Source organism: Bacillus sp. BB51/4, from assembly GCF_008368845.1.
In the GTDB taxonomy this organism is placed as follows: domain Bacteria; phylum Bacillota; class Bacilli; order Bacillales; family Bacillaceae_G; genus Bacillus_A; species Bacillus_A wiedmannii.
In genome coordinates, this window is record NZ_QOSC01000014.1 from 414,827 (window position 1) to 436,259 (window position 21,433).

Annotated in this window: 18 protein-coding genes; 15 read left to right on the plus strand and 3 right to left on the minus strand. The window is 36.2% G+C overall.

Features of this window, described 5'->3' with window-relative positions; genetic code table 11:
* The first annotated feature begins 26 nt into the window (after window positions 1–26).
* From DN392_RS21910 to DN392_RS21935, 6 genes are read left to right on the plus strand one after another with little or no spacing between them, the layout of a single operon-like run.
* Complete coding sequence (locus DN392_RS21910) at window positions 27–3,455, plus strand: DUF4132 domain-containing protein (RefSeq protein WP_064449811.1); 3,429 nt, start codon at window positions 27–29, stop codon at window positions 3,453–3,455.
* Between the two features lie 15 nt (window positions 3,456–3,470).
* Complete coding sequence (locus DN392_RS21915) at window positions 3,471–4,577, plus strand: ATP-binding protein (protein WP_071743269.1); 1,107 nt, start codon at window positions 3,471–3,473, stop codon at window positions 4,575–4,577.
* Window positions 4,538–6,844, plus strand: a complete 2,307-nt coding sequence (locus DN392_RS21920; protein WP_071743267.1) for a DUF5682 family protein — start codon at window positions 4,538–4,540, stop codon at window positions 6,842–6,844. The genes DN392_RS21915 and DN392_RS21920 overlap by 40 nt, the downstream gene beginning before the upstream one ends.
* Window positions 6,834–7,940, plus strand: a complete 1,107-nt coding sequence (locus tag DN392_RS21925) for a VWA domain-containing protein (protein ID WP_071743264.1) — start codon at window positions 6,834–6,836, stop codon at window positions 7,938–7,940. The genes DN392_RS21920 and DN392_RS21925 overlap by 11 nt, the downstream gene beginning before the upstream one ends.
* The gene (locus DN392_RS21930) at window positions 7,916–9,553 is read left to right on the plus strand and encodes an SWIM zinc finger family protein (protein WP_088321365.1); all 1,638 of its coding nucleotides are present in this window, start codon (window positions 7,916–7,918) and stop codon (window positions 9,551–9,553) included. Before DN392_RS21925 ends, DN392_RS21930 begins: the two co-directional genes overlap by 25 nt.
* Entirely contained in the window at window positions 9,525–9,803 is a 279-nt protein-coding gene (locus DN392_RS21935) for a hypothetical protein (protein WP_000571716.1), read from the plus strand. Before DN392_RS21930 ends, DN392_RS21935 begins: the two co-directional genes overlap by 29 nt.
* 326 nt (window positions 9,804–10,129) lie before the next feature.
* Here the strand turns inward: DN392_RS21935 and DN392_RS21940 are convergent, their stop codons facing one another.
* Window positions 10,130–10,558, minus strand: a complete 429-nt coding sequence (locus DN392_RS21940) for a hypothetical protein (RefSeq protein ID WP_064449808.1) — start codon at window positions 10,556–10,558, stop codon at window positions 10,130–10,132.
* Between the two features lie 178 nt (window positions 10,559–10,736).
* Between DN392_RS21940 and DN392_RS21945 the strand changes: the two genes are divergently transcribed.
* Complete coding sequence (locus DN392_RS21945; RefSeq protein ID WP_000623192.1) at window positions 10,737–11,474, plus strand: DUF975 family protein; 738 nt, start codon at window positions 10,737–10,739, stop codon at window positions 11,472–11,474.
* Between the two features lie 213 nt (window positions 11,475–11,687).
* Here DN392_RS21945 and DN392_RS21950 read toward each other — a convergent pair whose 3' ends face one another.
* Window positions 11,688–12,209 (minus strand): hypothetical protein, encoded by a 522-nt coding sequence (locus tag DN392_RS21950; RefSeq protein ID WP_176697694.1) that lies wholly within the window; start codon window positions 12,207–12,209, stop codon window positions 11,688–11,690.
* A 1,183-nt stretch (window positions 12,210–13,392) separates the two neighbouring features.
* On the opposite strand from DN392_RS21950, the gene DN392_RS21955 reads away from it, so the two are divergent.
* From DN392_RS21955 to DN392_RS21990, 8 genes are all read left to right on the plus strand, one after another.
* Complete coding sequence (locus tag DN392_RS21955; RefSeq protein ID WP_001210639.1) at window positions 13,393–14,568, plus strand: DUF4272 domain-containing protein; 1,176 nt, start codon at window positions 13,393–13,395, stop codon at window positions 14,566–14,568.
* Between the two features lie 413 nt (window positions 14,569–14,981).
* Entirely contained in the window at window positions 14,982–15,929 is a 948-nt protein-coding gene (locus tag DN392_RS21960; RefSeq protein WP_000356573.1) for a sugar-binding transcriptional regulator, read from the plus strand.
* 306 nt (window positions 15,930–16,235) lie between these two features.
* A complete protein-coding gene (deoC, locus tag DN392_RS21965) occupies window positions 16,236–16,907 on the plus strand; it encodes a deoxyribose-phosphate aldolase (RefSeq protein ID WP_001017444.1) in 672 nt (223 codons plus the stop codon).
* Window positions 16,908–17,009: 102 nt separating this feature from the next.
* Entirely contained in the window at window positions 17,010–18,191 is a 1,182-nt protein-coding gene (locus tag DN392_RS21970; protein WP_000876170.1) for a NupC/NupG family nucleoside CNT transporter, read from the plus strand.
* Between the two features lie 36 nt (window positions 18,192–18,227).
* A complete protein-coding gene (locus tag DN392_RS21975; protein WP_002108542.1) occupies window positions 18,228–19,529 on the plus strand; it encodes a pyrimidine-nucleoside phosphorylase in 1,302 nt (433 codons plus the stop codon).
* Window positions 19,530–19,562: 33 nt separating this feature from the next.
* On the plus strand, window positions 19,563–19,958 hold the full coding sequence (locus DN392_RS21980; protein WP_000358538.1) for a cytidine deaminase: 396 nt from the start codon (window positions 19,563–19,565) through the stop codon (window positions 19,956–19,958).
* A gap of 146 nt (window positions 19,959–20,104) precedes the next feature.
* The gene (locus DN392_RS21985; protein ID WP_000737865.1) at window positions 20,105–20,500 is read left to right on the plus strand and encodes a DUF2871 domain-containing protein; all 396 of its coding nucleotides are present in this window, start codon (window positions 20,105–20,107) and stop codon (window positions 20,498–20,500) included.
* An 18-nt stretch (window positions 20,501–20,518) separates the two neighbouring features.
* Window positions 20,519–20,998: a CcdC family protein gene (locus DN392_RS21990; RefSeq protein ID WP_000561058.1), complete on the plus strand. Its 480-nt coding sequence runs from the start codon at window positions 20,519–20,521 to the stop codon at window positions 20,996–20,998.
* Window positions 20,999–21,048: 50 nt separating this feature from the next.
* On the opposite strand, the gene DN392_RS21995 is transcribed toward DN392_RS21990, so the two are convergent.
* Window positions 21,049–21,279, minus strand: coding sequence for a DUF896 domain-containing protein (locus tag DN392_RS21995; protein ID WP_000789775.1), 231 nt, complete (start codon window positions 21,277–21,279; stop codon window positions 21,049–21,051).
* Between the last annotated feature and the right edge of the window lie 154 nt (window positions 21,280–21,433).

Here is a 21,433-nt window from a genome sequence, read left to right on the forward strand (position 1 = left end):
ATAAAAGAACTAGGGAGGCAGAGAAGATGGCAGTCAGTACATATCAGTTGTTTCAACATCTTAATATAACAGGGGAACAAGAAGAATTAGCGTTACGTTACTTGCAGACGAGAGATGAAGAAATTTTAAAGCATATAGAACAAACGACAATTCGTGACAATAAACGTAGTGATTTTGCTTGGCAGTTTATGAGTGATTTTAGGGAAACGTATAAGCAAGACGCAGGTTTTTTTCGGTTATTTTATTACTTGCTTGAAGATCAACTGTTGAATGTTCTTCTCGTACGCTTTTCACATATGAGTTTTCCAGATATAAAAGTTTATTTTGAAAAAAGCGGTCTTGCATTTGATAGTCTTGTAGAATTGGCGTGTAAGTATTTAACAAATCTTTCCCGTTCTGTAAATGAAGCGGATGTTTTTCTTAGGGAATTAATAAGGGAGAATCCAAAGTACATAGAAGAGAAGTTGCAAGTTATAACAGGTCGACCAAAGATGGTTTTGCTTCTGCATATGCTAGATGCAGATTATGAGAGATTTCTTACGTACAGTTCTTTATTGGAGGAAGAGCTGCAAGAGCATGCGGAGTTTATATTGAAACTGGATGGGGCACAAGAGAAGATAGAATTGGCGAAAAGATACGTTCAAGGTGAATCTGATAGTGAAGTTTCTGTTGGTTCATCTTTACCTGATGTAACCTGGCACCTATTATTTCGTGTTTATCAGCATTCAAATGTGGCAAGACGATATATTGACTTGTTAGCGAAACGTTCTGTTAAAAATTTTATGGATTATGCAACGGATCATGTGTGTCATGTTCTTGATCAGTTTGGAAATCATGTAAGAACAAGGGGTTTTGATAAACAAGCGTATGAAACCAGTCTAAACTTGTGCGAACAATTCGGTGTTTCAGAGGAAAGGTTTTTCGCATATCGTCTTACATGGCGTCATTTAGGCGTCTTTAACTCCGACAAAGTATATGAATATCAATTATTGCTTCGTATGGTGGAAGAACAGCCAGAATTTGTTCAGCGTACGCTGCAATATTTAAGTCAAAGTCATTATCTTTTCGTGGTGATGCTTTTGGCGGAAAAAGGATACGAATTTAATCGAAACAGATTACGTGAAGAATTTTTAACGATTGCCCTTGAGTCCGAATCATCTGACATACGCGATACATATCGTGACTATTTAGTTGGGAAATTATCATTTGAAGATATGAAGCAAGTGCTTGAGAGTTCAAAGCAGCAAAATAATTACCGAGGAATGTCTGTTTTAGCAATTGCACTCCTTTGGGATATAGAGGAAGCGGTAAAGAGGGAAGCAGCACTCAAACTTCAATTTGGAAATGACTATAATTATAAATTATATGAACTTCTGCAACAGTATTCTCATAAGGAAGGTTCGCTTGAACGAATGTTGGAAGATCTTCTATCCTACGGTTTATCGAAGGAGAAACTTGTTTATTATTCAGTTAAACAAGCTGCTCGGCACAGTGAGGAGGAAAGTAAGGCAAAAGAAGCACTCGTTCGTTTATTTGTAAAAGAACAGGCATATGTGACAGGAGTATTTACTGAGTATCCTGTAGATGAACGGATTTTCATTTTGGATGAGCTAGCAAAGTATGATGGGGTTAAAACGCGTGCTCTTCTTATTCAAAGTCTTGGAGATTCCTCTAAAAAAGTACGTACTGCCGCAGTCGAGTTTCTTACAAAAGATGTGGAAGCTGCAGATGATGTAGCGAAGGAATTGAATAGTAGAAAGAAAGTCGTACGCGAAAATGTAATGCAAACACTTTTAAACTATAAATCTGAAAAATATACACAACTTGTGCAAGAAGCTTTGCAAGAAAAGAAAAATGCTTCCTTGATGGAGAAGTTTGCTCCGCTGCTTGGCGATGGAGACCTAGAAGGAGTATCAGGAAGTATCGAAGCTTTTTGTACACGTATTTTAACACCACAAAAAAGAAACGCACTCGTGCAGTGGCTCGGATTTGAACCACAAATTCGTCTTCGTGATTCCGATGTAATTGCGGATGCAACGCTTCCGCTTGCTTATTTTCAGCAGTATGTATCGGAGTCTGTAATTGAGAAAAAGGAAGCGGTGGAAGTGATAGGTGCAGCTTTAAATGAACAAGATTTGAAAGAAAATATACAAGCAATCTATCAGCTGTGGATTTCTCAAGGAGCGGAGGCGAAAAAGCGCGGTATTCTTTCGATGTATAGCGTTCATAGTGATGATGAAATGGCGCTACTGCTCAAAAAGCAGATTGATGAGTGGGCTGTTGGCATGCGCGGAGCTATCGCTGCAGCAGCTGTTCAGGCGTTGGCGTTGTCTTCGTCGCATCTTGCACTTATGACGATTAATACCATAGCATTCAAATATAAACATAAACAGGTGCGTAATGCTGCGAAAGAAGCGTTGAGTCTCGCTGCTAAAACACGTGGTATAACAGAAGAAGAACTAGAGGATCAGCTTGTTCCGGACCTTGGTTTTAATAAACGCGGTGAAAAGACAATTGATTACGGAAGTAGGATGTTTACTGCCTATTTAACGCCCAACCTGAAAATCGAGTTAAAAACAGAAGAAGGAAAACGAATAAAGTCGCTTCCGAAACCAAATGCAAAAGATCATGTGGAAAAAGCAGAAGAGGCTAAGATGGAGTTATCATCTATAAAGAAACAGCTTCGAAGTATCATTAGTATGCAAACGCAACGTCTTGAAATGGCACTTTCTCTTAATCGTTATTGGTCGCAACATACATGGAAGTCTTTGTTTGTGGAAAATCCAATTATGCAGCAATTTGCTATCTCACTTATTTGGGGCGAGTATAAGGAAGGAAAGTTGCTTGCGACTTTTCGTTATATGGAAGACGGCACATTCAATACGGTTGACGAAGAAGAGCATGAACTTACGCCAGACACTGTTATCGGTCTAATCCATCCGCTAGAATTGTCCAAAGAGGAAAGGGAATTATGGAAGGAACAATTAGAAGATTATGAGGTTATCCAACCATTCCCGCAAATTGTTCGCGAAGTATTTCTGGCGGCGGAAGATGAGAAAGTAACTGTGGAAAGGTTTGGGGGCATTCAAATCAATGGTCGGTCGCTGTTTGGTAAGTTAACGAAGTACGGTTGGAATCGCGGATCAGTTGAAGACGCTGGTGTGTATTATTCTTTCTATAAAGAAGACGCTCGCACAGGATTAGGGGCGGAGCTTGCATTTGAAGGTGCACCTGTTGGATATGAAGAAGAGGACGATGTATGCTTATTTGAAATTCAATTTTATAAAGCAGGCACAGTGAGCCGCGGTTCATACTCCTATGACGAAGTTGATGATGCGAGACGCATTGTGCCAAATCAAGTACCTAAACGATTTTTTAGCGAAATTTTATATGATATAAAACGGACGACAGAATCGAATCTTGGCCATGATGAAAACTGGCGCAGTAAGCGATAAGAAAGGAAATGACATATGCAGTCTATTAAACCATTAATGGAAGAATTGTATGAAATAGAATTGAATGCGTTAGAAGCGAATGATTCGTTTCCAAAACCACCTAACTGGCGATTGTCACCGCGTGCTGTTCGTACGTTTATTATCGGACAAGAAGAACCGCTTCTTTTGGAAGGAAAAGAAGTGGAAATTAGCCGTAAGTTTTATGGGAATGATGCGCTTGTGGAACGAGCGATTGTTACATTAGCAGGGAATCGCGGACTTATGTTAATTGGGGAGCCTGGGACTGCAAAGACGATGCTGAGTGAGCTACTTACTGCCGCAATATGCAGAAATAGCCGTAACACTGTGCAAGGAACCGCCGCTACGATGGAAGATACAATTAAGTATTCGTGGAACTATGCACTTCTTCTTGCGAAAGGACCTGTAAGGGAGGCGCTTGTGCCAGGCCCTCTCTTCGTTGGGATGGAAAAAGGGATATTAACTAGATTTGAAGAGTTAACGCGTTGCCCACAGGAAGTGCAAGATTCATTGATCAGCGTTCTGAGCGATAAGGTGCTCAATATTCCGGAATTTGGAGAACAAGGAATTCTTACAGCAAAGCCTGGCTTCAATATTATTGCGACGGCTAACACACGCGATCGCGGTGTGAATGAGATGAGTAGTGCATTGAAACGTCGTTTTAATTTTGAAACGGTACATCCAATTCAAGATGTAAAGCTTGAAGCAAAAATAATAGAGTCACAAGTAACGCGGTTATTAAGGGCATCAGGCATCAAACCAAAAGTGGATCAAACGGTTGTTCAGCTGTTAGCGACTGTTTTTCATGAACTTCGAGAAGGGGTAACTGCTGAAGGAAAACGAATTGATCAGCCATCTTCTGTTATGAGTACTGCAGAAGCGGTATCTGTATATTATCAAAGTGCAATGGATGCGTACTATTATGGAAGTGGAGAAGTGAAAATGGATGCGCTTGTTCGATATTTGTCAGGGACGATTGCGAAAGACAACAAGGATGATTTAGAAAAGTTACGCAGTTATTTTACAAGCATCGTTAAGGCGCGAGGCCAAATAGGAGGAGAGGTATGGAAGTCGTTTTTCGAAGCTCGCAATCAGCTGAAGTAAATGCATTGTTTCAAAGAGCTTACAATTTAGATCGGAACGTCGTATACGTGCCAATTCGCCATCATAGTCCCGCGTGCTCTTTTCATATACAAAAGATTGTTAAATGCTATAAACCAGATGCAATTCTTATAGAAGGCCCGATAGACTGTAACCCACTTATTCCGCATATTGTGAGTGCAGATAGTAAAGCTCCGATTTGTATATATTGCAGTTATGATGATAAAACGAATGTGCTTGAAAGAGGAGAAAGTGGAAAGTACCGTGCGTACTATCCCTTTCTCGACTATTCGCCAGAACTTGTCGCGCTACGAAAAGGCGCTGCACGGAACATTCCTGTTTCATTTATTGATCTTCCTTATAAAGAATATGTGTTTTTAACAAAAAATGAGGAAGAGAATGGGAAACATGATGAGCAATATTTCTGGCATAGCCAATATGTCCGTATGCTTTCGGAAAAAACCGGGTGCCGAAATTTCCATGAGTTTTGGGAGAAATACTTTGAGTTGCAAGGCTTTCATATGACGAGCGAGGAGTTTGTCCGTCAGTTATTTCATTATTGTTATTATACACGCGCGGACTATACGCAGGGGATGTTGACAGAAGACGGTTGTGAAGCCAGGGAGATACATATGGCAAAAGAAATTGAAAAAGCGCGTAAAGTGTATGACAAGGTGCTCGTTATTACTGGAGGCTTTCATGTGAAAGGGCTTCTTGAATTGGAAGGAAAAAAGAAAAAGTTGCCGAAAAGCCCGTTACCTAAATTGTATGCTAAAAACTATCTTATGCCGTATTCCTTTTTGGAAAGTGATCAGATGCGTGGCTATGAGAGCGGAATGCCTGCACCTGCTTTTTACCAACATATTTGGGAGAACAGCGATGAATCGGTAGCTGAGCAATTTATGATACGAATTGCTAGACAGCTAAAGGTAGAAGGAATATCAATGGCAGATGAGATTGAGGCTGCACGAATGATACGTGAACTTGCACTGCTTCGTGGAAAGATGCAACCCGGATTGTATGAATTAATGGACGCAGTGCGCAGTACATTTGTGAAAGGTGAGATATTCTCGGCCAATAAGCCTTTAGCATTGCTTCAGAAGAGTTTGCAAGGGACAAAGCGTGGGGAATTGTCAAAAGAAGCAGATGTGCCGCCGCTCGTGCATGATTTTCGTGCTTCCGTTCGGTCGTTTCGTCTACCGGCCCGTTCAACTGTACCGCAGGAGACGATTCTTGACATATACAAGAAAGAAAGGCACTTGCGCTTAAGTCAATTTTTTCATTGTCTCGCTTTTTTAGGAGTTCCATTTTGCGAGAAGCTACGCGGTCCAAACTTAGCTAGAAAACAGAATATTAATCTTATGCGTGAAACTTGGAAATATCGTTTTTCAGCACAAGTAGAAAGTGCTCTGATAGATATATCTGTGTATGGCGGAACGGTGAAAGAAGCGGCGCAGGAAATGCTAAGAGCAAAGCTACACAAGGCAAAGGGACGGGCTGGAGAGGTGGCCCTTTTATTGCTAGAAGCCTATTTAAGTGGTTTGTTTTCCGACTTTTCCATGTACACCCAATTTATAGATGAAGCTGTGCAAAAGGATGGAGATTTTGCTTCTATGGCAAATTGTGCTTATTATTTATCACAAATAGAAAAAGCAAATCAGCAAGCGGATTACGCTAGGAATAAAGCACTTTCGTTATTTTCTGTTTTAGATGGGGGCGAACCAGCAATTATTGCAGAAAAGCTTATCGATTTGTATACAATGAAGCCTACAGATCAGCAATTTATTGACGCATTGGAGCTTTATTTGCAAAAGGAAAAAAGAGAAAGTCAAGTAGAGGGAGCAGTATTTGGGCTGTTAACTACTTTAGGAAAGCGGGAAATCGATGAGGTAATGCAAGTGGCAGAAGGGTATTTTTATGGAAGCGGTGATATGCAAAAGCAAGCTCCGATATTTTTGAATGGTTTGTTTGCTGGCGCCAAAGATATCTTTTTATATAACGAATCGTTGCTTAACGGAATGTCTCATGTTCTAGAAGAACTTGATGAAGAGATATTTCTACAAGTGTTGCCACATTTACGCCTCTTATTCAGTCAATTCACGCCGCTTGAAGTGGATACGATTGCTAGACAGATTTCCAAGTTATATGGCGCTACAGAAGAAGCGATAAAAGAAGAACCAATTTCCGAAGAGATGCTGATGTATATAATGCAGTTAGATCGGAAAGCGAAGGGGATTTTAATGAGACGGGGGCTAGAAGATGGAGAATAACATTTCTTTAAATCGCTGGCGTCTTGTTCTTGGGAAACATGCGGATGAACAAATTACATTTCAGGAAGAAGAACCTGTATACAGAGAAATGGACGAGATGCTGGACTTTTTGTACGAGAGAGAACGCGGAGAAGAGCGCGGTGGATCCTTAGATCCCTCTCAGCTAACAGTGCCGACTTGGATTTCGAAAGTGCGGGAGTTATTTCCGAAAGAAACCATTGAAATTATGGAAAATCATGCGTTAGAGAAATATGAATTAACAGCTCTATTACAGGATAAGCAAACGCTTGAAAAAATGGAACCGAATATGAATTTATTAAAATGCATTTTACAATTTAAAGATTATGTAAAACCGGATGTATTAGACACAGCTAAACGTATTGTAGCGAAAGTCACTGAGGAGTTGCGTCGTAATTTAGAGCAAGAAGTGAAGCACGCATTAAGCGGTAGACCGGATCGAAATCGTTCTAGCCGCGTGCGCACGATGCGTAACTTTGATTTTAAGAAAACGATTCGAAAGAACTTAAAGCATTTTGACAAGGAAACAAACGCCATTCATATTGAAAAACCGTACTTTTACGCTGCCACTAAACATGTTAGCACATGGCGTGTAATCCTCGCAGTAGACGAGAGTGGAAGTATGATTGATTCTGTTATCCATAGCGCAGTTATGGCGGGTATTTTCGCAAGCTTACCGACGATTAAGACAGATTTGTTCATCTTTGATACAGCTGTTGTTGATTTAACGGATCGTATTGATGATCCGGTGGAAACGCTTATGAGTGTACAGCTTGGTGGAGGAACATATATTGCTCAGGCGCTGCGCTACGCAACGAATAAAATCGAGATGCCTCATAAAACAATTGTCGTGCTTGTAACGGATTTATATGAAGGTGGCAGTTACGCTGAAATGTACCGAGAAGCGATGAAGATTGTAGAATCAGGAGCAAAACTGATTGTGCTTACTTCTCTTGATCCGACTGCACAGCCTTTTTATGATAAACAGGCAGCTAAAAAAATGGCGGCGCTCGGTGCTCATGTAGCCGCGTTAACACCAGGGAGGTTGGCACAGTGGATCGCAACAATCATTTCTTAAATGTTCTTTCCTCTATTGATGAAACATATTTAATTGCCATGTCCAACAAAGGAACATATAAGAGAGCAATGAAGGATTTGGCTGCTGCAACAAATATCAAAATAGACGTAGAAGAGGGTGCAGCGCAAATACATCTTGATGATGAAACTACTGTAACGTTTACGGGAGATATACGCAGTTACTCCTGCACTTGTGAAGCACGCTCGATTTGTAAGCATGTCATTATGGCTTTATTAGAAGCAAAGAAGATGTACGAAGGTGAGGAGAACATAAAAGTTGATTTCTCTGCCCTTTTGAATGTGGACGTTCGCAATATTGTCTCCGAAAAAATGTGGGCTGAAATGATGTTCCGCGAAACATTTCAGCAAAAGTTTGTTTTGGAAGAAGAGGGTGCTTTAATCGCCTCCTTTCCAGAAGAGGATATAACGGTTCGCTTTCTGATAGCTGAATCGGTAGCTGATGCGATTTGTACATGTAAAGCAGAGGGAATATGCCGGCATAAGGCGGAAGCAATATATTGGTATCAAAAAGAGAGAGGAATTTCGCATGAAACGAAACAGGTACAGTTTCTTATTATTGAGTCGGATAAGCTATCTATTTTCAAAGAGATGATTGAGCAAATTGTTCACTTTGGATTAACACGTCTTACAGAAAAAACAATCTATGAAATAGAACAACTTTCTGTAAAAGCGCGTTCTTTGAAACTAGCAAAGTTAGAAAATTTATTTCGTAAGCTAGGGACTGATATTAGGCTATACCGAATGAAACATGCATCTTTTCAAATGGCATCCTATCGGCAAACGCTGTCCGCGATTTATGAATACATTGTGTTGTTAGAACGTCACCGTCTGCAAGAGAGTCCGTTTCGTTCGGAATATTATGAAGTTCCACCGCTTACTTTGCATGCCTTTGGCGCATCCGGCTGGCAAACGAAGTCCGGTTATGTTGGTGTGACATATTATTTCTATAATCGAGAACAGGAAAAGTGGATCACATACACACAGTCACGCCCCATGTTTTATGAAGGGAGCAACACAACTTCTGAGGACCTCCATGAAAAGCAAGTTCCATGGGGGATTGCAGGGAAGGGATACGAACTGTCTCGTTCATCTCTAGGATTGAAACATGCAAAGCTTAACACCGATTTTCAATTGTCATCTAGCTCACAGACAGTAGGGGAAGTAGACGGAAAAACAAATGTAACAGAGTGGCAATCGCTCTTTATAACCTCATGGGAAGAACTACTAAAAAAAGTAAAAGCGAACAGGTTAGAGGCAAGTAAACAAGGAGTCTTTTGTATCGAATTTGCTGAGATGGAAGAATGGGAGTTTCAGAAGCAAGAGCAAAAATGGATTATACCTCTTATTGATAAAAAGGGGAAAGTATTACAAATGCAAATGATGAAACAACGAGACAATGAGCGGAAGATTCGACTTGTAAAAATATATTTGGACTCATTACATGTAAAGAGAATGCTAGTTCATCCTTATCAGGAAGGAACAAAGCTCGTAGTTACACCTGTTATTTTATATACAGAAGTAGGAGAAATTATAAATATTACACTTAATGAAGGGGAAACATTGTATGATAGAGTTAGTGCGCATAATCGATGAATTGGAACAAGCTCTAGATGAGATGCTTGTCTCAGGAGCAGGGACGGTACCTCCTTCTTTTTTTCAAGATATAAAACGAAAATGTGAAAAGTATGGTCTTTCTTATGCAGCCGCGCAACTATTTGTCATAGAGGAAGAACGAAACAAGGCCCGCTTTCTTCATAAAGAAGAAACAGGGAAATTGACGGAAGCGTTTTGCAAGCTGCAGGAATATATTCAAGTTGTAAAGGCTGAAATGCTACATTTATAAAGATGTGATTGAATAGGAATTTAATTTATCCCGTATTAACGGGCAATAAAATTCCCACCTCAAGATTTAGAGAAGCGCAAGGAAGATAGGTAGGAGAGGAACTGCCCGTAAAAGTCTGAATGTTTCAACTAATAATGAGTGGGGAATGAAGAATCCCCCACTCATTACAGTTTCGCTTTATTCATCATATTAGCAGTGGAGAACAAGTAATAGGAATACCCAAGCCTAGACACCCTGACTTTGAAGAAACTTTCTAAACACCTAATCAGTATTTATAGAAAGTCCTTTCGGATAAGAAATCTGTTGATTTGTTATAAAAACGATTATTAAGCCGTTGTAAACCAATATACGGAAAAATAACTTTCTTCCGTTTCCATAACAAAAAATTCATCATTCCATTCTGGTTCATAAGCATAAGCAATTTGGATTCCTTTAATAGGGAACTCGATAGGTTTAATAAGTGGGGCATATCTGTTTCTCAATTCTGTGAATTCTTCTTGGGATATTGTTTTCAGTTCTTCTTGTTCAGCTCTAAATTTTTGTTCGAATTCCCAAATAGGCATATCTTTAACGTGTTTTCCTTTATACCAAAACCAATGCGTATTTCTTCGTTCAATGAATTGGCATGTTGCTGCAAAATCTTCCAAGGTTTTAATCGTGTCGTAACTGTTTTTTCCTTTGCTATGTTCAAAAACATATATTGTCTCTTCACCACAGCTTGATAATTCATCATCTTCTATTACAAAATATTTCATATGTAACATCTCCTAGCTTCTTGTCTTGTAAATAATTAATCTTTTTCTATACCATATTGAACAAGAATAAAAACTAAAAAACTGTTTATGTAAGAATGGAAATTTTGTTAAAATACGCTATTATTCCTTGTGTAAAAGTAATTCATATAAAAGGAAAAAATTGAAAGGTAGGATCAAAATGATTAGTGGCTTAAAAAAAGCGGCCGTATCTTCATTAACAGACAAATGGGGATTGGCGGTATTGTCATCGTTTCTTTATCATATTATTTCTAGGGTTTGTATGCTAATTATAGGATTTCCACTGTTGTTTCTTGGTATCCTATTAAGTGAAATAATGAATTCTAGTTTTTCCATTTCAGGAGACGAAAAGTTAAATGCAGCAGGTGCTTTTTCTTATTTACTTGTTTTCGTTGTTCTATTTATTTGTTTAATAGGTGCACAAGGCATTATGAATTATGGGTATCTTAAAGTTACATTGCGTTTAGCGAAAAAAGAATCTACTACAATTGGTGAGTTATTTGAAGGATTTCGAAAAAGTAATGTGTTTAGATCTATAAAGGTGACTACTTTAATGACTGTATACACACTTTTATGGAGTGTATTATTAATTGTACCAGGTATTATAAAATTTATCTCTTATTCTATGGCTTACTATATTTTGTTAGATCATCCAGAATATACGGCGAGTGAAGCAATTAAAAAGAGTCAAGAACTGATGAAAGGACATAAATTAGATTTATTCCTACTATCGTTAAGTTTTATCGGATGGTTTATTTTAGGGGTTATCATCGGATTTTTCACATTTGGTATCCCGTTTCTTTGGATCTATCCATACTACATTACAACAGTATCGCATTTCTACTTGAAAATAGTGAATAGAGATACTGTTATGGAGGAAAAAAAGTTAACTGTTTGATTTTAATTTTGATTCGAAATATTGTATGTATCTTGATTTTATGACAAACACAAAGACTCCATTTTGAAAAAGGAATGATTAAAATGGAGTTCTTTCTTGAAAAGTGGTGTAAAGATTTTATAAAAAAGTTTGATTGTTTTGTTATCTGTTATTTCATTGACGCCCCCATAACTTTAAGTGCGCTTCTTCATAATCATAATAGTTGTAATCATTTTAATCATATATTCCCCATTCAAACAAAAAATAATGGCTATCAGATTGTCCGAATATGTAATCATAAACATATCCCTTTTGTACTTGTATTGTTTCAATATGATTCAATCTAATTAAGAGTTCTTTAATAACTTGTTTTGGTACATTCACATCAGCTAAATCCCTTTTAAATCTACTTATAAAATCATTTTTGTTTAATAACTCTAAGCTATTACATACTCTTGAATAGTATGCGTTAATCCAAAAATCTTTTAGTGCGATTAGCCATTGTTTATCTGAAGGGTCTGGTTCATCAACAATATCCCATTCCTCTCCATCGAACAATTCTTTTTTAAATAGTGCAGAAAATGCCTCTTGAATAGTATCAAATTGATTTTTTCTGGCAAATATTAAGTCTACTTGCTTCACATGTTTATCTTTGAATTCGTATACATCGAATGATAAATTTGATAATCTTACTTTTGCGATCTGTCTGGCAAATAAATTGAGATCATCAAACAATTTTTGAATTTCTTTATTCATCATAATCCTCACCCCTTTTTTTAGAGTTCTGGTATCTTAATTATTGATATTTAATTAATCCGTGTTGTTGGTCCACTAAGAAAAAATGAAGTGTAAGTAATTCTTTAATTGAAAGAGACAAAATATCGTAAATTTATTTTAAAAACACAAATACAACTTTTCAGTCTACAACTATTTTTTAACAGTCTAATACTTTATTCTATAGTCTAAAACATTTTTTAAATGAAATAAATATTAGATCCTTTTTTATTTGTAATACGGCAAGGTCTACTTTATTGGAGCGTTTATGGGAGTAGAACATCGCTTAAACGCTAAATATTACAGAGTAAATAAGGGGGAATCTGGAGGGAAAACATTTTCTATAAACTTTATACATGTTATCATATTTTCAGCAAGTCAATGAAGGAAAAGTCAGAAGAGTTAAAAGAATTATCTAAACTTTATTTAGAGTTGATGGAAAAATAAGTAGGTTATAGTGTGGACAAAAAGATTTCCCAGTACAATATAATGTAGGTAAAGTGATGATTTATGTAAAAGATGGGGTGGAAATCATACAAGGCGGTTTAGATAAAGGTGAAAAAATGGAAGTTGGTATAGGTAGTGCAAGGTAAGAGACAGCTTCTAAGTTAATAGATGCAGCAAACAAAGAAGCAAAAAAATCTAAGTAACCTAACTGTAGGGAAGTGTGATATATCTACAGACTATCCCATAATTAGTGCAACAAAAAATGCAGTTAAAGAGGTAATAGTAAGGGAACTCAATTTAAGTAGCTGTAGAATATAAAAGTTTTATACTGGATTTAAGTATAGAGTTATAAAGTAAATTATCTACAGAAAAATTTTATGAATTCTAAAGTTTAATGCATGATAAAAATCCAGTTCAAAGCTTTTTGATTTCACATATATTCTAAAAAATAACTATTACCAACCTACTAAAACAGAGGTAGCACCACATCGCTATCAAACTAAAAAAAGCAAATAGCTCCTTTAAGTTGATGGGCATTTAGCAATACTCCAAACTGGATAGTATAATTATTTATAATAACAACTAAGACAATCAAATAGATTTTAGTTGAAGAACAAGTCATAATAAAAGGCTGTTTAATATATTAAATAGTTTATGTTCTTTTGTTTTTCTAAATTTAATAGCTAAGAAGAAAATAGGAATTAGAGGAGGGAGAAAATTGAGGTTTTTTACGATATTTGCATCAAGGAATGATACAAGTGATGTAGAAGGTTTCATTGCTCAAGTTTTCCAAAATGGATTCAAGGTTGAACGAAATAAAAATGAATATACCATTCAATCGAAAAGACTATTTGGCAAAAATAAAATTATTATTCGGGTGGATTCTGAAGAATCAACTCCTGATTATTTTTCCAATAATATTCCTGGAATGATGCACATGTACGATCAAATTGAATTTCAAGAAGAACATCTTAAGAGGATGGTTTTGGCACAAATTTCTGTAATTAATACCATAATTGCTATAGAGACGAAGAAGGATTATAGTGATGAATACGTGGAGTTGTTTCTTAAATTACTTAATCAGGTAAACGGTATTGGTTTTATCCCTGATCGAACTCTCATCGGGAATGATGGAAAAGTAATTGTATTTCCGGATGGATCCTCTGGTCCTTCAGAATTTACTCCTCAAGCATGTACGAACAAAATAATGGGACAGAATAATACTTCTACCGATGGGGAGAAAAGAAAACAGAAAGCGATAAGCTACCTGCAAGATAAAGGGATTCCATATATCGAAGGATTGCCTCAATTGCCTCCTTTGACAAGTATTCAGTTAAGAAATCGAGAAGAGATTACGAAGAGAGCGGTAGCTTTGTTGATTGTCATACAATATGCTTGTGATGTTGCCCAAGAAGGAGATTTGAAAATTTCCAAAGAGTTTGTCATGGGGCTGCTGAACAAATTTGATGTGATTGAATCATTAACGAGGCAGGAAAGAAATTTCCTAAATTCAGAGAAACCTGATGTGAAAGAAGCGATACAGATTGCATGGCAGTATGAAGCCCAATGGGTTTTACTTTGGTCAATTGGTCTCGTGAATACACTGAAATTTCCGAAAGAGATCTGTGACTGTCATTATGCAATTAAACTTGTTTCTGATTGTAGTTCTTTTAATGAATTTTATCAACAAACAAGATTGCGCAGTGCAGAAGAGATTTTGGATGAGGCCGACCTCGTTTATCGGCTTCATTGGGCTTGTGTACATGATAGAATTAATGAGAGAGAAGCAACTGCAGGTATGCAGGAAAGTATTGTTATTGAAAGACGAAGGGGCTTGTTTTGGTTAATCAATTATAAAAATGAAGATTGGGATTGCATCTCCATGGATACATAATCTATATTCTTTGTTCTGTACAGCTTTTGTATTTTAGATAATAAAATTATTGCTTCATCAGTTCAATCTCTTACAGAAAAACGGACGGAAATTCCATGGGTATGAGAAAAAACAGTCTTTAATATCCTAGGCCTCATATACAACTTTTCTATGTTAAATAACTTGATTCGTACATTTTGAACGGATTTGTTATCGTTACTGCAGAAAAAGTATGAATTAAATATTACTTGATTTACATGTTTCAAGCGTATCTATATTGAGTTTGTAAATCTACACAATAAGTTTTCATTATATATAATAAGTGTAGTAGAAGTTCAGTTAGATAAAAATTCGGTAGTCGAATTTTTTTGCATAAAGCTGTATAATGCTTGTAACGAAAAGGAAATATAGGAAAGGATATGTAATGAGTTACTATGGATAAAGATAAACAACAATTAAGCGTTGAAGTTGCAAGATTATATTATCAGTCAGATTATAGTCAGCAGGAAATTGCTAATAAATTAAATATTTCAAGGCCGACTATCTCTAGATTATTAAAGTACGCGAAAGAAAAAGGATTTGTTCAAATTAGCATAGCCGATCCATTTGCTGATTTAGATAACGTTGGAAATTTACTGAAAGAAAAATACAACTTGTTAGAGGCACATGTCGTATTTTCTCCAGTGCCAGAATATGCAACGATTACAGAGTATATTAGTAAATATGCAGCTGAGTATATGGAAAAGACGGTTAAAACTGGTGATATCGTTGGTGTAAGCTGGGGAATGACGATGTATGAAATCGCTAGAAAAATCGTACCGCAACATGTAAAAGGTGTAGAAGTTGTCCAGTTAAAAGGTGGTATTAGTCATTCTAGTGTAAATACATATGCGAATGAGACCATTGCTTTATTTGCAGATGCTTTTCAAACGACGCCAAGAAATCTACCCCTTCCAGTTATATTTGATAATGCAGTGACAAAAGAATTAGTAGAGCAGGATCGACATATTCATCACATTATTGAAATGGGGAAACAAGCGAATATTGCAGTGTTCACTGTAGGAACAGTGCGAGACGAAGCGCTATTATTTCGATTAGGTTATTTCGATATGGATGAAACGAGTTTACTCAAAAAACAATCGGTCGGTGACATTTGTTCACGTTTCTTTGATGGAGACGGAAATATTAGTAGCGAAGAGATTAATCAGCGTACAATTGGAATTGAGTTAGAGGAACTGAAATTAAAGAAACGCTCTATTTTAGTTGCAGGTGGTAATAGAAAAATAAAAGCAATTGATGGTGCGTTACGTGGCGGGTATGCAAATGTATTAATTATCGATCAGCATACAGCTAAAGAACTGTTACATTATCAAAAAGGTTAGAAATAAAAGGCTTTCTCAAGATATTAATTTTGAGAAAGCCTTTTATTTTGTTATGTATGAATTATGGAGTGTTTTTTGAATACAAATTGCCTTTTTAAAAATAATTATGGATATTGAGATACATACTACCATTGTTAATATAAAAGTTTTGTTTTTATATATGAAGTGTTTCTTAGTTAGAATGCGCTTTATTTACTACAAGAAAATTACTTTTGAAAAAGGATGAACAAAATTTCAAAAGTGTATTTACATTTGTTCAACTAAGAGTTAGAATGAAGTTGTTAAAAGATATGAGGAGTGAAGATAATGAATATTGCAAAGTTAATTGACCATACAATTTTAAAAGCTAATACTACAAAAGAAGATGTTATGAAAGTAATCGAAGAAGCAAAGGAATATAAATTCGCTTCTGTTTGTATTAATCCTACATGGGTGAAGCTAGCTGCTGAAGAATTAGCTGGACATGATGTAGATGTTTGTACTGTAATCGGTTTCCCATTAGGAGCAAGCACTACTGAAACAAAAGCTTTCGAAACAAAAGATGCTATCGCAAAAGGTGCAACTGAAGTTGACATGGTAATCAACGTAGGCGCTTTAAAAGATGGCGATAACGAGTTCGTTGAAAAAGATATTTATGAAGTAGTACAAGCAGCAAAAGGAAAAGCTCTTGTAAAAGTAATCATTGAAACTTGCCTATTAACAGATGAAGAGAAAGTACGCGCTTGTGAATTATCAGTAAAAGCTGGTGCTGACTTCGTAAAAACTTCAACTGGATTCTCAACTGGCGGAGCAACTGCTGAAGACATCGCATTAATGCGCAAAACAGTTGGACCAAACGTTGGTGTAAAAGCATCTGGTGGCGTTCGTACACGTGAAGATGCAGACAAAATGGTAGCTGCTGGAGCTTCTCGCGTTGGAGCAAGTGCTAGTGTTGCAATCGTATTAAATGATGCAAAAGGTGCTACAGATAACTACTAAACATTAATGAAGTCAAAAGCAATAGATACACAAAGTAAAGTGTATCTATTGCTTTAACAATTGAAAAAAATGTAAGCGGATACGAATGGGAGGAGATGGCTTATGAAATATTTAATCGGTATTTTTGGCCTCGTATTGATTTTAGGTATCGCTTGGCTTGCTAGTAATGATAGAAAGAAAGTCAAATATCGCCCAATCATAACGATGGTTATATTACAATTCATTTTGGGGTTTTTATTATTAAATACAAGTGTAGGGAATATATTAATTAGCGGAATAGCAGATGGTTTTGGAGAGCTATTAAAATATGCCGCTGACGGTGTGAATTTCGTATTTGGTGGATTAGTAAATCAAAAAGAGTTTTCGTTCTTTTTAAGTGTATTAATGCCAATCGTATTTATTTCAGCTTTGATAGGTATTTTGCAACACATTAAAGTATTACCTATTATTGTGAAATCTATCGGTCTAGCATTAAGTAAAGTAAATGGAATGGGGAAACTAGAATCATATAACGCTGTTGCTTCTGCGATTTTAGGACAATCTGAAGTGTTTATTTCAGTTAAGAAACAACTAGGATTATTGCCAGAGAAAAGAATGTATACATTATGTGCATCTGCAATGTCTACCGTTTCAATGTCTATCGTTGGATCATATATGGTGTTATTAAAACCACAATATGTTGTAACCGCTTTAGTGCTTAACTTATTCGGTGGTTTTATTATCGCTTCTATCATTAACCCTTATGAAGTTACTGAAGAAGAAGATATGTTAGAAGTACAAGAAGAAGAGAAAAAGACTTTCTTTGAAGTATTAGGGGAATACATTATAGATGGATTTAAAGTTGCAATTACAGTAGCAGCTATGTTAGTCGGTTTCGTTGCTTTAATCGCATTCATTAATGCAGTATTTAAAGGTGTAATTGGTATTTCATTCCAAGAAATTCTTGGTTATGTATTTGCACCATTTGCATTTATTATGGGTGTACCTTGGCATGAAGCAGTTAATGCCGGAAATATTATGGCAACAAAATTAGTATCAAATGAATTTGTCGCTATGACAGATTTAGCACAAGGAAACTTTAATTTCTCAGATAGAACGACAGCGATTATATCTGTATTCTTAGTTTCATTTGCAAACTTCTCTTCAATTGGAATTATTGCAGGGGCAGTTAAGAGCTTAAATGAAAAGCAAGGGAATGTAGTCGCAAGATTTGGTTTGAAATTACTTTTCGGTGCAACATTAGTAAGTTTCTTATCAGCAACAATCGTAGGCTTATTATTTTAATAGATTCATATCATATAAAAAGGAATGGTGATTGTAATGAGAATGGTAGATATTATTGCGAAAAAACGTGACGGCAAAGAATTAACGACTGAAGAAATCAAATTCTTTATTAATGGATATACAGACGGAAGTATTCCTGATTATCAAGTGAGTGCACTTGCAATGGCAATCTTCTTTAAAGATATGACAGATCGCGAACGTGCAGATTTAACGATGGCGATGGTTGAGTCTGGAGAAACGATCGATTTATCAGCAATTGAAGGAATTAAAGTAGACAAACATTCAACTGGCGGTGTTGGTGATACGACAACATTAGTATTAGGACCATTAGTAGCTGCTTTAGATGTACCAGTAGCAAAAATGTCTGGTCGTGGTTTAGGACATACAGGCGGAACAATTGATAAATTAGAAGCGGTAGAAGGATTCCACGTTGAAATTACGAAAGAGCAGTTCATTGATATTGTAAACCGTGACAAAGTAGCTGTTATTGGACAAACTGGAAACTTAACACCTGCAGATAAAAAGATTTATGCATTACGTGATGTAACAGGAACAGTAAACTCAATTCCTTTAATCGCGAGTTCAATTATGAGTAAAAAAATTGCAGCTGGTGCTGACGCAATCGTACTTGATGTAAAAACAGGTGCTGGCGCATTTATGAAAACAGAAGAAGATGCAAAAGAATTAGCACATGCAATGGTACGTATCGGAAATAATGTAGGACGTCAAACTATGGCTGTTATTTCAGATATGTCACAACCGCTTGGTTTTGCGATTGGTAACGCTCTAGAAGTGAAAGAAGCGATTGATACGTTAAAAGGTGAAGGTCCAGAAGATTTAACGGAATTAGTACTTGTATTAGGTAGCCAAATGGTCGTACTTGCGAAAAAAGCAAATACATTAGAAGAAGCTCGTGAAATGCTAATTGAAGTTATGAAAAACGGAAAAGCAACTGAGAAGTTTAAAGAGTTCTTAAGCAATCAAGGCGGAGATAGCTCAATTGTAGACAATCCAGAAAAAATGCCACAGGCGAAGTATGTAATTGATGTACCAGCAAAAGCTTCAGGTGTTATTTCTAACATTGTTGCAGATGAAATCGGTATCGCAGCTATGTTACTAGGTGCTGGCCGTGCGACAAAAGAAGATGAAATTGATTTAGCAGTAGGATTAATGTTACGTAAAAAAGTTGGCGATGCAGTAAAAGAAGGCGAGCCATTCGTAACAATCTATGCGAACCGTGAAAATGTAGAAGATGTAAAAGCTAAAATTTATGAGAACATTTCTATCGCCGAAACAGCAGTTGCTCCTAAATTAGTTCATACAGTTATTACTGACTAATCATAATTACGTTTACTTTGAGGAGGAAAAAATATGGATAAGAAAAAATATATCGAAGAAGCAAATAAGATGTTATCAAAAGCATATATTCCGTATTCGAAATTTCCTGTTGGTGCAGCGTTAGTTACGAAAGAAGGTAAAATCTATACTGGTTGTAATATAGAAAATGCTTCTTATGGTTTATGTAACTGTGCAGAAAGAACAGCAATCTTTAAAGCAGTATCAGAAGGTGAGCGCGATTTTAGTTACTTAGTTATTACAGGCGAAACAGACGGACCGATTTCACCATGTGGTGCTTGTAGACAAGTGATTGCTGAATTCTGTGAACCGAAAATGCCAGTTTTACTAATGAATGTAAAAGGCGATGAAAAAGAAGTGACTGTTGAGCAATTACTTCCAGGTGCTTTCTCAATAGAAGATTTAAAATAAGTTGAAAAGCCATTCCGCAATTATTAATTGTGGAATGGCTTTTTTATTTTCAAAAGTTGAATGTAATATTTTGTTCATATTCCGTTCATAAACTTTGCGTAAAATGATTGCAGCGAATATAGAAAGTTTACAGCAGGAGGAATAGAATGAAGAAATTATATAATGCAGCATTCATTTACTTAATTATCGGTTTATTATCAGGAGTATTTGCAAGAGAGTATTCGAAAGCACAAGGAATTAAAGGATCCACAATGTTGCAATTAGTGCATACACACGTATTAGTGCTCGGCTTCGTCTTCTTTTTAATCGCTTTGGCTCTATTTAAAGTATTTCATGTCCATGAAACAAAGAGTTTTCATGCGTGGTTTGTTGTTTATAATGTAGGAGTAATTTTTACTGTCGCTACAATGCTATGGAGAGGGCTTCTACAAGTAAATGGAACTGACTTTAATGGTTTAAGCCATATGGCTGGATTAGGTCATGTTATTATAAGTATCGGGCTCGTTTGGTTTATGATTTTGCTAAAAAAGTCTTTTAAATAGATAGGTGTGGGGGAGAGTATGATAGCACTTTTATCAAGTATTGTAGCAGTTTGTATGGCTGTTGGGGTCATGTTTCTTCGCTTTAAAGCAGCGAAAAAACCGGTAACGAAAAAGAAAATTATATTACCGCCAATTTTTATGAGTACTGGTGCAATGATGTACTTCTTACCAGAGTTTCGATTAACATCGTTAGAAATAGTAGAGGCGATTAGTATAGGACTTATTTTCTCTATATTTCTTATTAAAACAACTAAGTTTGAAATAAGAAACGAACATATATATATGAAACCGTCAAAAGCATTCATCTTTATTTTAGTAGGCTTATTGGCTGTACGAGTAGCGTTAAAATCGTATTTAAGTCAATCAATTGATTTAGCAGAGTTAAGCGGAATGTTTTTCTTACTTGCATTTGCAATGATTGTGTCGTGGCGAATTGCGATGTATCGCTCATTTACGAAATTGGAAAAGATAATAAAAAGAGCTGGAATTTCTAAATAGGAATTCCGGCTCTTTTTATGTTTTATACGATTGTTTTTTTAGCTTTGATTTCATTTGCTTAATTTTAAACGTATTTGAGCATCTTGTAATGCGGCTGGTGTAACGTTAAGACCATGTTGATCAACAATTTTTGTGTTTAATAAAATGGAATCTAAACTTCCACGAAATGTTTTTGTATAGTTTTGACGCAACATTTGTTGTTCTTGTTTTTCATCAACTGTTAATCCAGATGCTTTTTCTTTTTTTGATAATTCGTTAATACGGAATAAAATGTTTTTCATTTGTTTCACCTCTAGTTAGATTCGATTACATTAGTTACTTACTAATGTATAGTTATTGTAACCTATCTTTTAATAAGTGTCAATGCCTATAAACATTCCTTGTTTTGTAAGTGTATGGGGTGATAAATAATGAAAAAACTACAAATATTTGAAA